The following is a 12,435-nucleotide window of genomic DNA, read 5'->3' as shown; positions in this document are numbered from 1 at the left end:
CCCCGACCGTGATGTTGACGGCGAGCATCGCGCGTGGGGGGTCGTTCCGCCCCGGCGCGACGATCCCCAGGTCGACGATCGACAGCTTCACTCGCACACCTCATCTCGCGGGTTCCTCCGCTAATCCAACCCTTGTCACGGCGGCCCACAACGGTAGCGTGGGCGCATGAGCACTTCCGAGATGATCAGGTCCCATCCGAATCCGACCGACGGGCTCGACGTAGAACTGCTCGCAGAGGCCCTCGAGGCGTCCGCAGCATGCGCGACGATCTGCTCGTCATGCGCGGACGCCTGCCTGGGCGAGGAGTCGGTCGCTGACCTGCGCGACTGCATCCGCACCGATCTCGACTGCGCCGACGTCTGCGCCGCCACCGCAGCGCTGCTCAGCCGCCGCACCGGCAGCAACCTCGAGGTGGTCAAGGCGCAGCTGGTGGCGTGCCGGACCGCCTGCGCGGCCTGCGCCGACGACTGCGAGCAGCACGCCGACATGCACGAGCACTGCCGACTGTGCGCCGAGGCGTGCCGTCGGTGCGAGAAGGCGTGCGCTGATCTCCTCGCCGCGATCGGCTGACCGGCGCGGGCGGAGCGGAACCGCTGCGCGAACGGCTTACAGCGCGTGCTCCTGGAGGGGTCGACCGTGTGCGTCCAGCAGGGGTCAGTCCCCCGCCGGTGCCGTCGGTGCGCCACAGGTAGCACACGCCGGTCCGCACACCGCGGCCGCGGGCGCCATCTCCGCGCTCACCGGGCGGCGTGGATGACGACGACGAGCTCGCCCTCCCAGGAGGGGCTTTCAGGAGTCGTGCGAGGGGCAGCATCCAGGTGACCGTCAGGGATTCGGAGTTCTCCTGCGGCGGGATGGGTCGGTGACCGGGGGGTGTCCCCCCGAGACGCGCGCACCGGGGGTCGGGGTGACCCTGATCCCGACCCGGATCTTCGGTCCGCACGGCGTGGACATGCGGCGGTGGGGGTTATGTTGGTGGGAGTCCCACCCGGCCCCGAGTCTCGAATCGAGTCACCATGAACGAGCAGCACCCGCGGCGGCAGGACGGGCCGTGGACCGAGGACGGCCACGACGACCGGGGCCGCTCGGCGCTGCCGGACCATCTGAACCCCACCGAGCAGTTCCCCACGGCGTCGTACCCGGCGGAGCAGTTCCCTGCCGAGCGCCCGCCGTTCGCGCGACCGGTCGAGCCGCTGGCCCACGAGGGCGGTTTCCCCTACGGCATGCCGCCGGCCGCGCCGTACGGGGCACCCTCGCCGTACGGGTACGGCGACCCGTACATCCCGCAACACCTGCACGTGCCCCCTCCGCAGTTCCAACCGGGCCCGTACCCGCAGCAGTTCGGCTACCCGCCGATGCAACAGGCCGTCTACGTGCACGGTGCCCCGGCGAAGCGGGTCAACCACGCCCTGCACCTGGTCCTGACGATAGTGACGTTCGGGCTCTGGCTTCCGGTGTGGATCATCCTGGCGATCGCCAACTCCTGACGCGCCCCGGCCAGCGCACGGAAGTGCTCCCGCACGCCCGGGTCGACCGCTGCCTCGCGCGGTCCGACGCGCTGTCCAGTGGCGCGGCCGGCGAGAGGCTGCTAGACGTGGAGGTCCACGCGCCCCCACGCCACGAGGAGGACGAGATGATCACCGAGAACCCCATCGACCCGGACGAGTACACCCCGGGCCCTGATTCTGTCACCGCTCCCGAGGAGTACGAGCCCGAGGTGACCGTCGACGACCCCTTCCGCGAGGCCAACCCGGCGGACGTCGCGGAGCAGGCTATCGAACTACCCGACGACGACGGCGACCCTGAAGGCGACGACGACGAGGTCGTCTGACTCCCGGCCGACCGGCATCGGGGGGCCGCGCGTTCACGCCGGCCCCCCGGTTGATCGGCGGCCACCTTTACGCGCGACTCGTCTTTTCCGCTACTCTGACTCCACCAGAAGGGAAGTATCCCTCACACGCATCGTCGTCACTACGGCCCCGGGCCCGGCGGAGCGGGCCACACATAGTCAGTGGCCGGGAGAGACCTTCGATCACCCACTGATCGAAAGGTCCCCGTTATGGACACCCCGCTCTGGCTCTGGTTCGCCGTCATCGCCTTCATCGTCGTGATGCTTGCGATCGACCTCGTCGCACACCGCCGGGCACACGTCATCGGCGTGAAGGAAGCGGCCACGTGGTCGGCGGTCTGGATCGCGCTCGGAGTCGGTTTCGGCGCGATCGTCTGGGCCGTCTGGGGCGCTGACTTCGGCCAACAGTATTTCGCCGGCTACCTCATCGAGAAGTCCCTGGCCGTGGACAACGTCTTCGTGTGGGCGATCATCTTCGCCCACTTCGCGGTGCCCCCGCAGTTCCAGCACCGGGTCTTGTTCCTCGGTGTGCTGGGCGCTCTGATCTTCCGCGGGATCTTCATCGCCGGCGGCGCGGTGCTGATCGCCAACTTCTCCTGGGTGCTCTACATCTTCGCCGCGTTCCTGCTGTACACGGGCTTCCGCATGATCCGTCAGCGCGACGAGCACCTCAACCCCGACCAGTCCAGGGTCCTCGGGGCGTTCCGCCGGTTCGTGCCGATGACCGACACCTTCCACGGACAGCGACTGCTGGTCCGCAAGGGCGGACTGATCATGGCCACTCCCCTGCTGGCAGTGCTCGTGCTGGTCGAGACGACTGACATCGTGTTCGCCGTCGACTCCATTCCCGCCATCTTCGCCGTCACCGACGAGGTGTTCCTCGTCTTCACCGCCAACGCGTTCGCGATCCTGGGGCTGCGCGCGATGTACTTCCTGCTCGCCGATCTGGTCCATCGGTTCGTGTACCTCAAGATCGGCCTGGCGCTGGTGCTGATGTGGGTGGGCGTGAAGATGCTGCTGAAGATCGACGTCTTCTACATCCCTACCCCGCTCTCGCTGGCCGTCATCGCCACGATCCTCACCGTGTCGGTCGTGGCGAGCCTGAGGGCCACGCGCGGGCAGGACCGGCGGAGCCTCCCGACCCCGACCGAACCGCCGTTCCGCATCGCGACCCCGGACGAGGACGCACGACTCGAGCCGCTGTTCGGCCGCGCGCGCTCCCGCCATCGCTCGGAACGTCCCGCCGCCGGACCGCCACGCTGACTGATGAAAGCGGCCGCGAAGGCCGTTCGGGACCGACTTCGCGACCGCGGTTCTCGGCCCGCTCCGCGGAACGCGTGACCGCTTATAACTTCTCATCGACAGGGGTAGGGTCGGGCTCAACGCCGGTGAGCCCCTCACTCGCACGGCTCCATCGGCGCCACACAAGGAAGGGGCCGATCATGAGTGTCGACAGTTTCAATTCGCGAGACGCGCTGGCAGTCGGAGGCGTCGACTACGAGATCTACCGACTCGACCGGGTCTCCACCGAGGTAACACTCCCCTACAGCCTGAAGATCCTGCTGGAGAATCTCCTGCGCAACGAGGACGGTCGCGTGGTGACGGCCGAGCAGGTCGAGGCGCTCCGGCAGTGGAATCCCCGTAACCAGGTGGATCGGGAGATCCAGTACACGCCCGCCCGCGTCCTGATGCAGGACTTCACCGGGGTGCCGTGCGTCGTCGACCTGGTCGCGATGCGCGACGCGATCACCGATCTGGGCGGGGACGCCAAGAAGATCAACCCACTGATCCCCGGTGAGCTGGTGATCGACCACTCGATCATCGCCGACGTGTTCGGCCGTCCGGACGCCTTCCAGGTCAACGCCGACCTCGAGTTCGGACGGAACCGGGAGCGTTACCAGCTCCTGCGGTGGGCGCAGGAGTCGTTCGCTGACTTCCTCGTGGTCCCTCCGAACACGGGAATCTGCCACCAGGTCAACCTCGAGTACCTGTCCCGGGTCGTCTTCACCCGCGAGGGCACCGAGGGCATGAGGCAGGCCTACCCGGACACGCTGGTGGGCACCGACTCACACACACCGATGGTCAACGGCCTCGGCGTGCTGGGGTGGGGCGTCGGCGGCATCGAGGCCGAGGCAGCTCTGCTCGGCCAGCCGATGAGCATGCTCATCCCGGAGGTCATCGGCCTGAAGCTGACCGGTGAACTGCGGGAGGGCACGACCGCGACGGACCTGGTCCTCCACGTCGCGGAGTTGCTGCGCAAGACCGGCGTGGTCGGCAAGTTCGTCGAGTTCTTCGGACCCGGCGTCTCCAGCGTGCCGCTGGCCAACCGGGCCACGCTCGGCAACATGAGCCCGGAGTACGGGGCGACGTGTGCGATCTTCCCGATCGACTCGGAGACGCTCGACTACCTGCGGCTGACCGGCCGGTCTCAGGAGCAGATCGAGTTGGTCGAGGTCTACGCCAAGGAGCAGGGGCTCTGGCACGACCCGGACAATCCGGCCGAGTACACCCAGGTCATCGAGCTCGACCTTGCGAGCGTCGAGCCGTCGATCGCGGGTCCCCGGCGCCCGCAGGACCGTATCGAGCTGGGCGACGCGCCGGCCGTGGTCCTCGGCAACCTCGCGGAGGAGAAGGAACGGTCCGGGGGGCGGCCCGGCAGCGTGGACGACGCCGCGGAGGACACCTTTCCGGCCAGCGACCCGATCGCCTTCAATCCCGATACGGCGACGGATGAGCCGCCGCGCCGCTACTCCGAGGAGCAGCTGACCGCCAACGCCAAGCTCGGCTGGCCCAGCGACCCGGCGGAGGTCGTGCTGGGCGGCGACTCCCCGGTGATCGTCGACCACGCGGACGTCGTCATCGCGGCGATCACCTCGTGCACCAACACGTCCAACCCCTCGGTGATGATCGGCGCGGCACTGCTCGCCAAGAAGGCGGTCGAGAAGGGACTCGCGCCCAAACCGTGGGTCAAGACGACCCTGGCCCCCGGCTCCCGCGTGGTGACCGACTACTACGCGCGGGCCGGCCTCACCCCGTACCTGGAGCAGCTGGGCTTCGACCTGGTCGGGTACGGCTGTACGACGTGCATCGGCAACTCGGGGCCGCTGACGCCGGCCGTCAGTGAGGCGGTCAATGACAAGGACCTCAACGTCGCGGCGGTCCTGTCCGGTAACCGCAATTTCGAGGGACGCATCCACCCCGAGGTCAGGATGAACTTCCTGGCGTCCCCGCCGCTGGTCATCGCCTATGCCCTCGCCGGGACCATGCGCAAGAACCTGCTCGAGGATCCGCTGGGGACCGGCTCCGACGGCGAGCCGGTCTACCTCCGCGACATCTGGCCGAGTTCGGCCGAGATCAAGGAGGTCGTCGACGCCAACCTCGAGGCCGACATGTTCACCAAGGGCTATGCCGACGTCTTCACGGGCGACGAGAACTGGCGCGGGATGAGCGTGCCGGAGGGCGACAAGTTCGACTGGAACGAGGACTCCACCTACATCCGGCGGCCACCGTACTTCGACGGCATGTCCGCGGAGCCGGAGCCCATCGGGGACATCACCGGCGCCCGCGTGTTGGCTCTTCTCGGCGACTCGGTGACGACCGACCACATCTCCCCGGCCGGTGCCATCAAGGCCTCCTCGCCCGCCGGGAAGTACCTGCAGGAGCAGGGCGTCGAGCCGGCGGACTTCAACTCGTACGGGTCGCGGCGCGGCAACCACGAGGTGATGATCCGCGGCACCTTCGCCAACGTGCGGCTGCGCAACCAACTGGCGCCCGGCACCGAGGGCGGCGTCACGACCCACTTCCCCAGCGGCGAGCAGACCAGCATCTACGATGCGTCGATCCGCTACGCCGAGGACGGCGTGCCGTTGGTCGTCATCGCCGGCGCCGAATACGGCTCCGGCTCATCGCGCGACTGGGCGGCCAAGGGCACGAAGCTGCTCGGGGTCAGAGCCGTGATCGCGGAATCGTTCGAGCGGATCCACCGGTCGAACCTCATCGGTATGGGCGTGCTGCCCCTGCAGTTCCCCGAGGGCGAGTCCGCTTCGAGCCTCGGGGTGAAGGGCGATGAGGTCTTCTCCATCACCGGACTCGACGGCCAGGATTCTGTTCCGGGCGAGGTCACGGTCCGCGCGGGCGAGGGCGACGACGCGATCGAGTTCACCGCAAAGGTCCGCATCGACACCCCGGCGGAGGAGACGTACTACCAGCACGGCGGCATCCTGCTGTACATGCTGCGGCAGATGCTCTGACCGCTGTCCCACCGTCATTCACACTGGGAGAGGTCTTCCTCGATGAGTGGCTTCCCGACCGGGGTCACGTACGTCACCATGAGGACGACGTCCTCGGTGCCCTGGTTCCGCACTTCATGCGGGTAACCGGCGCCTTCGACGACCGAGTCCCCCGCCCGGAAGGTGCGTGTACCTCCGGGGAAGGTGTCGGAGTGGTGGGTGATTTCGCCCTGTTTGACCACGGCGATGAGCTGACCGTGATGGCAGTGCCTCCCCGTGCCGGTACCGGCGGCGATCGTGATCTCGCGGAACGTCACCGACACGCCCCGGTCGCCGTGGACCTTCACCTCGACGGGCTGTTCCTGGAGGCCCTGCACGATGTCGACCGCGAGGACCGGCTGCGTGCCGGCGATCTGCGATGCGGGCGGCGGCGGGGGCGCGATCGCCGATTCGTCTGCGGACCCGGCCCCGCCGGTGCTGCACGCTGAGCTAGCCAGGGCGATCGAGCCGACCAGAAGGATGATGCCGCGTCTGATCGATGTGCTCCGCATGGAAGGTCCCCCGTGACTTCCCGGATCGACTGGACGACGCCGACCGTGCGAGCAACGCTAGCGCAGCGCCGTTGCTGAGAACAGGCTTTTGTTGACACGCCCCCGCGAGAAGGTGGCGCTCAGTCCTCGCCGACCGAGACGTTGACCTCGATGTTGCCCTCGACGGCGCGCGAGTAGGGGCACATCTGGTGGGCGAGTGTGGCCAGCTCGTCGGCCTGCTCTGCCTCGAGGCCGGGGATGATCACCTCGAGCTGCACGGCCAGGTCGATGCTCTCCTCGCCCGAGCGCACCAATGAGATCCGTGCGCCGACGGACGAGCCGTCGATCTTGACCTTCTTCTGCCTGGCCGCGCTCTGCAGGGCGGAGTGGAAGCAGGCGGCGTATCCGGCGGCGAACAGCTGCTCGGGGTTGTTGCCTTCGCCGGAGCCACCGAGCTCCTCGGGCGGGGCCATGGTCAGGTCCACGGCCTTGTCGGCGGTGGCCACGTGGCCGTCGCGGCCGCCGCCGGTCGACAGGGCCTCGACGGTGTAGAGCGCATCGGACATGGGCGATCTCCTCAGGTCGTGTGGTGCGGGCGTGGCCCAACGTACGCCGCGTCCGCGGGTGGCGTCAGGGGCCGCGTCGGTGGTTCCGGCGACCACGGGGGATTCGGAGCGCCGTCCGGGCCGGATGGACGACACCCGGTCCGGCCCACGCGCGGTCACGGCTCAGTGGTCGCTACCGACCGACTTCTTCTCGGCGATCGCCGTCCGCGAGAGTCGGCGCACGCGCTTGACCACGAACCACACGAAGGCTATCGCGATCACCGCCAGCACGGCGTTGGACAGCATGCCGCTCCACTGCTCGAGCGCGGGCTTGATGGCGGGGCCGAAGAGGTATCCGGCGCCGATCCAGATGGCGTTCCACACGCCGGACCCGAGGAGCGTGTAGGCACTGAAGTGCGCGAACGGCATCCGTTCGATGCCCGCGGGGATGGAGATGAACGACCGCACGAGGGGGACGCAGCGCCCCACCAGTACGGCGACGCCGCCCCATTTCTGGAAGAACGCCTCCGACTTGTCGAAGTCGTCGTGGTCCAGCAGCGGGATCCGGCCGACGAGGCGGCGGGTGCGGTCCCGGCCGAGCGCCGCGCCCACGACGTACCAGATCCACGCGCCGAGCAGCGCACCCGCGGTCGCCGCCACCCAGGCCAGCCAGAAGCTCATCCGGCCGTCGTAGGCCAGGAAGCCGGCGCCGGGAAGGACGGCCTCGGACGGGATGGGCGGCAGGAAGGTCTCCAGCAGGATCGCGATACCGACGCCGAGCTCGCCGAGGGTCTCCATGAGTGAGAGGATCCAGCCGATGAACCCGTCGTACCCCGCGGAGGGGTCGGTCGGAGGCGACGCGGCGAGAACCATCATGTGGGGAGTCTAGGGCGCGGCGGTACGTCGGAGCGGCCGCGCGCGGCCGAGCTCACCCCCGGGCCTGCGGCATCACGATCCGGTCGGGCGCGGTCAGACCTCCCCGCCGTCAACAGAAGTCGTGGTCAGACTTCCGCGCCGGTGACGTAGGCCGCGGCCAGTTCGCGGAGCGCGGCGTGGTCCTGACCCAGTAGGTCCATGGGCGCGCGCCGCCCGGGCAGCGAGCTGGTCGGCGTGGTCCACCACACGGTGGCGGCCTCCGGGGCGTGCCCGGCGTCGAGCATCCGGTTGACCACGGCGACGATGTCGTCTGCGCGGCGCGGGTCGAAGTGGTCGAGTTTGACAGGACGCCCCGCCGGATGAGGATCTCGCCCGGCGACGCCGGTGAACGAGCTGCGCCGACGCAGTTCCTTGACGACGAGGTCGGCGAACAGCGGGTCGTCGAGCTCTCGCAGTGCACGCTCCGCGCGATCTCCCGACACGGCCTTCTGCGACATCACCCGATTCTGAACAGTCATCGCGACCACCCGCCTTCTGAGCGGAATTTTACAACCTGTTCAGTCCGTGGGCGAGACCCACTTGCGTGACCCGGGCGACTCGTGCGGGCCCGGCCCCTCGCATCCTCTTCACGTAGACGCCGCCAAGGAGTCCACACCTGACGGCCACCAACAATGTTAGCCGCATTAGCCTTCGCGCACTCGCGGATCCTCAAAGCACCGCGTCGGTGCCATCCGCGCGTGGCGCTGCACGGAGCGGGACGCCTACGCCCGGTCGGTGCGCGGGTTGCCCTTCTGCAGGCGGTCGATGTGCTCGGACGCCTCCGCCTTGGTCAACGTCGCGGGGAGCTCCTCGCCGGCCTCGCGGGCCAGGGTGTCCAGGTAGCTCTTCTGCGCCTCGGTCATGGGCTCGTCGCCGGTGACCCAGTCGTCGGGGTCACGCTGCAGCGACCCACCGCCGGCCGCCCGCCCCTCGGGGACCGGCGCACCGAGGGTCTCGCCGCTGGAATCTCCGCTCCGCTGTCCGTTGTCGCTGCTCGGGATCTGCTGGGAATCGGTCATGCCCGCACGCTACGCCGGGCCGGATGAGCGGACCACCGAGCGCTGCACAGCCGCCTCTGGCCATGGCGTCTCGCGCGCCCCGAAGCGCAGGCCAGACGCCATGGCCAGAGGCGGCTGCGGAATTCGCGCACATCCCCGGGAGCGAGACGCCATCCGCAGGAGCGGCTGCGCGCAGACGCCAGAGTGTGTGCGGCTACGCCGGCGGCCGGAGGGGCCCCGCTGACCGTCGCCCACCCAGCGCCGCGGCCTGCGCCTGGTACTCCCCCAGCTGATCGCGCGCGAGCGCCGCCTGCAGGATCGCGGTCCCTTGCGCGATGGCATCCGCGTCCCACAGGCGTCTGTCCTGCTCGGCGAGGGGGATGAGCTCGTCGTCGTCGCCCCCGAACCGCGCCGCCCGGCGCGCGTGGTGCAGCATCATCAGCGCCAGCAGCCCACGCACCTCGGGGTGGTCGATCGCCGCCGACAGTTGCCGGGTCAGGCGCAGTGCCTCGGCGGCCAGGTCGACCTCACCGGTGTAGCCCTCGTTGAACACCAGGTAGAGCACGCGCAGGACGGTCGCGACGTCGCCGGGCCGGTCGAGCCGCTGGCCGGCCAGCGTGCGCTTGGCGCGGCTGATGCGCTGCGCCATGGTCGCCTCGGGGACGAGGAACGCCCGCGCGATCTGCCGCGTCGTCAGGCCGCCGACCGCGCGCAGGGTCAGCGCGATCGCCGACGGCATCGGCAGCGCCGGGTGCGCGCACAGGAAGTAGAGCCAGAGGGTGTCGTCGCGGTCGGGCCGATCGACCTGGCCGCACGGGTTACCCGCACCGCCCCGGTCACTCCGGTCACCCCGGTCGCGTGGGACGAGCGGAGAGGACGACGACGAGGTCACCGCCTGCTCCGCCGTCGCCAGGCCCTCGCGGCGCCGACGGGCCGACTCCGACCTGGCCGCGTCGAGGAACCTGCGCCACGCCACGGCGATCAGCCAGGCCCGGGGATCGCGTGGCGGGTCGGCGGGCCAGCTGCGCAGGGACTCGACGAGGGCATCCTGCACGGCGTCCTCGGCCGCGGCGAAGTCGGCTCCGCGGCGGACGAGGACGCCGATCACCTGCGGGATGAGCGCCCGCAGGTCCAGGCCGGACGGTGAGCCGGGCCCAGCCACGGCATCGTGCCCGGCCACGATCGGTCAGTCCTCCATCTCCGTGGGCGCCGCGAGCAGGGGCCGCAGTTCGAGCCACTCCCGGATCGGCGCGCCGCCGGGGCCGGGTGCCGCGGACAGCTCGCCGGCCAGCTCGACCGCACGGTCGTAGTCGGCCACGTCGATGATCATCCAGCCGGCGATGAGGTCCTTGGTCTCGGCGAAGGGGCCGTCGGTCAGCGGGGGCTTGCCCTCGCCGTCGTACCGCACCCACGTCCCCGACTCCGACAGTGCGTGGGAGTCCACGTACTCCCCGCTCTCACGAAGCCGGTTGGCGAAATCCTCCATGTACTCGAAGTGCGCGGAGACCTCCTCGGGCGCCCACTCGCCCAGCGGTGGATAGGTGGGCGCCTCCGGCGCCGAGCCGCGATAGTGCTTGAGCAACAGGTACTTGGCCATGATGGTCCTCCTCACGCTGTGCGACCGAGTGTGGTCGCTTCACGAGGGGGACGGAACCGTCCGCCGGATTTCGACATCCGGGGCGGTGCGGGCGCAGCGCAGCCGTGGTCGGGACCGCGATCGGCGCCATCGTGAACCCGTCCGGCGCGCTCGGGGACCCCGTCCGACGCGCTCGAGGACCCCGTCCGACGCGCTCGGGGACCCCGCGTACAACCGCTTCACGGCGTGCGCTATTGTTCTTTCTCGCAGCACGGAACGCCCCGGCGGGCCGGAATGCAATGCGGATGTGGCGCAGCTGGTAGCGCATCACCTTGCCAAGGTGAGGGTCGCGAGTTCGAATCTCGTCATCCGCTCAGAGTGAATGTCCCGGATCATCGTTCGTCGATGGCCCGGGACATTCTTCGTCAGCGGGGTCCGCGCGCCCGATGTGTGGGGGCCGTGCACACGAGATTCGGCGCCCGCGCGCCAGATGCGCGAGCCCTTGCCCGTCCGGCGCCCGCTGTTCGTCGAGTGGTCACAGACACTGACTTCTCCATGACCCGTCCTGGGACAACGTAAGCAGGTGCGACCTATCGACGCGCCTGGCGCGGATCGTGGGCCCAGCGCTCATCTGGTTATCAGTTGTCGGGCCTGATCCGGCGCGATAATCAGCGCACCATCGCCGCACCGATCCGGGGCTTTTCAGGCGCATGCCGTCGTAGCGCGCGACGGTCACTCCACTGGGGCGGGGGGGCGGGAGCCTCAGCCGGTCCGCTGCCGCCCGGCCAGCTTGTGCCGGTCGAGTTCGGTAATCCCGCCCCAGACGCCGTAGAGCTCGCCCGCCTCGATCGCGAACTTGCGGCACGTTTCGAGGACCGGGCAGCGGGCGCAGATCTCCTTGGCCGCCTTCTCCTTGCGACGACGCACGCCCTTCGGCTCGTCCTCGGCACTGTAGAAGAGATCGGGGTCGCCGACGCACGCTCCGTCGTCCCTCCAGGCCCAGAACTCCGATGTGGGTTTCAGATTCCTGAACCGTGGCACTCGTGCTCCTGTCGCAGATGGCGGAAGATCAACGTCGAATTGTCTCCCGGGTCCACCCGGGCACACTTCACCCCTAGGGGTGTATTAGCAGGGCGTGGCCGTTCAGAGCCCGTTGCTAAGATCTGCGGATGCCGATCAAGGTCACAGTGGTCAATGACTACCTCGTCGTCGTCGCCGGCGTCAACGCCTTTCTCGCCCCCTACTCCGACCGGATCGAGATGGTGGAGAAGGACCTGGTCTCCAGCGGATCGGCCACCGTGGACGTGGCCCTATACGACTCCTTCGCCTCGTCCCTGGGCAAGGACGACCGCCTCGAGAAGCTCCTGCAGGATCCGACCATCGCGGCGGTCGCCGTCTACTCGTTCACCTCTGACCCGGCCGCGGTGCGCGACAGCCTCGACGCGGGCGCCCACGGGTTCCTGTCCAAGTCCCTGACCGCTCCCGAGCTGGTGAGTGGCATCGAGCAGATCGCCGCCGGCAAGCGCGTCACCCTGACGGGAGCGGGCCTGCCGATCATGGGTCCCGACAAGTGGCCCGCCAAGGAGGCCGGCCTCTCACACCGAGAAGCCGAGGTGGTCAGCCTGATCGTGCAGGGGCTGTCCAACGAGCAGATCGCCGAGCAGTGCTACCTCTCGCTCAACACGGTGAAAACCTACGTGCGCTCGGCGTACCGGAAGATGGACGTGGCCACGCGCGCGCAGGCGGTCGCGTGGGGCATCGAGAACGGCCTCAAGCCCGACCGGTAGGGCCG

13 protein-coding genes, 1 tRNA gene and 1 pseudogene are annotated in these 12,435 nt (G+C 69.3%); 7 read left to right on the top strand and 8 right to left on the bottom strand.

What is annotated here, in order from left to right; all coding sequences use genetic code 11:
- Positions 1-166: 166 nt before the first annotated feature.
- The 5 genes from DPA01S_RS08520 to DPA01S_RS08500 all read left to right on the top strand — a co-directional run bounded on the left by DPA01S_RS08520 (position 167) and on the right by DPA01S_RS08500 (position 6,100).
- Positions 167-571 carry a four-helix bundle copper-binding protein gene (locus DPA01S_RS08520; protein ID WP_061915445.1) on the top strand — a complete coding sequence of 135 codons (405 nt, stop codon included), beginning with the start codon at positions 167-169 and terminating at the stop codon, positions 569-571.
- Between the two features lie 446 nt (positions 572-1,017).
- Positions 1,018-1,488, top strand: a complete 471-nt coding sequence (locus DPA01S_RS16770) for a hypothetical protein (protein WP_153038732.1) — start codon at positions 1,018-1,020, stop codon at positions 1,486-1,488.
- A gap of 23 nt (positions 1,489-1,511) precedes the next feature.
- A complete protein-coding gene (locus DPA01S_RS08510; protein WP_232303074.1) occupies positions 1,512-1,832 on the top strand; it encodes a hypothetical protein in 321 nt (106 codons plus the stop codon).
- 228 nt (positions 1,833-2,060) lie between these two features.
- Complete coding sequence (locus tag DPA01S_RS08505) at positions 2,061-3,113, top strand: TerC family protein (protein WP_061229150.1); 1,053 nt, start codon at positions 2,061-2,063, stop codon at positions 3,111-3,113.
- Positions 3,114-3,292: 179 nt separating this feature from the next.
- Positions 3,293-6,100: an aconitate hydratase gene (locus DPA01S_RS08500; protein WP_061229151.1), complete on the top strand. Its 2,808-nt coding sequence runs from the start codon at positions 3,293-3,295 to the stop codon at positions 6,098-6,100.
- A gap of 14 nt (positions 6,101-6,114) precedes the next feature.
- On the opposite strand, the gene DPA01S_RS08495 is transcribed toward DPA01S_RS08500, so the two are convergent.
- The 7 genes and pseudogenes from DPA01S_RS08495 to DPA01S_RS08465 all read right to left on the bottom strand — a co-directional run bounded on the left by DPA01S_RS08495 (position 6,115) and on the right by DPA01S_RS08465 (position 10,664).
- Positions 6,115-6,630, bottom strand: coding sequence for a cupin domain-containing protein (locus tag DPA01S_RS08495; RefSeq protein WP_061229152.1), 516 nt, complete (start codon positions 6,628-6,630; stop codon positions 6,115-6,117).
- A 119-nt stretch (positions 6,631-6,749) separates the two neighbouring features.
- A complete protein-coding gene (locus DPA01S_RS08490; protein WP_061229153.1) occupies positions 6,750-7,175 on the bottom strand; it encodes an organic hydroperoxide resistance protein in 426 nt (141 codons plus the stop codon).
- Between the two features lie 162 nt (positions 7,176-7,337).
- Positions 7,338-8,030, bottom strand: a complete 693-nt coding sequence (locus tag DPA01S_RS08485) for a DedA family protein (RefSeq protein ID WP_061229154.1) — start codon at positions 8,028-8,030, stop codon at positions 7,338-7,340.
- 125 nt (positions 8,031-8,155) lie between these two features.
- Positions 8,156-8,527, bottom strand: a complete 372-nt coding sequence (locus DPA01S_RS08480) for a hypothetical protein (RefSeq protein WP_061915443.1) — start codon at positions 8,525-8,527, stop codon at positions 8,156-8,158.
- A gap of 264 nt (positions 8,528-8,791) precedes the next feature.
- Positions 8,792-9,088, bottom strand: a complete 297-nt coding sequence (locus DPA01S_RS08475; protein WP_061229156.1) for a DUF3072 domain-containing protein — start codon at positions 9,086-9,088, stop codon at positions 8,792-8,794.
- Positions 9,089-9,329: 241 nt separating this feature from the next.
- Positions 9,330-10,202: pseudogene (locus tag DPA01S_RS08470) on the bottom strand (RNA polymerase sigma factor); the annotation flags it as partial.
- Positions 10,203-10,253: 51 nt separating this feature from the next.
- Positions 10,254-10,664: a YciI family protein gene (locus DPA01S_RS08465; RefSeq protein WP_061915438.1), complete on the bottom strand. Its 411-nt coding sequence runs from the start codon at positions 10,662-10,664 to the stop codon at positions 10,254-10,256.
- 280 nt (positions 10,665-10,944) lie between these two features.
- Here DPA01S_RS08465 and DPA01S_RS08460 point away from each other — a divergent pair.
- Positions 10,945-11,017 (top strand) — tRNA-Gly (locus DPA01S_RS08460).
- A gap of 388 nt (positions 11,018-11,405) precedes the next feature.
- On the opposite strand, the gene DPA01S_RS08455 is transcribed toward DPA01S_RS08460, so the two are convergent.
- Positions 11,406-11,684 (bottom strand): WhiB family transcriptional regulator, encoded by a 279-nt coding sequence (locus tag DPA01S_RS08455; RefSeq protein ID WP_061915436.1) that lies wholly within the window; start codon positions 11,682-11,684, stop codon positions 11,406-11,408.
- A gap of 128 nt (positions 11,685-11,812) precedes the next feature.
- On the opposite strand from DPA01S_RS08455, the gene DPA01S_RS08450 reads away from it, so the two are divergent.
- A complete protein-coding gene (locus DPA01S_RS08450; RefSeq protein ID WP_061229158.1) occupies positions 11,813-12,430 on the top strand; it encodes a response regulator transcription factor in 618 nt (205 codons plus the stop codon).
- The last annotated feature ends 5 nt before the right edge of the window (positions 12,431-12,435 follow it).

The organism is Dietzia papillomatosis NBRC 105045 (genome assembly GCF_001570845.1).
In the GTDB taxonomy this organism is placed as follows: Bacteria; Actinomycetota; Actinomycetes; order Mycobacteriales; family Mycobacteriaceae; genus Dietzia; species Dietzia cinnamea.
Note: the sequence above shows the minus strand (reverse complement) of the source record. Positions and strands in the feature narration are given on the sequence as shown.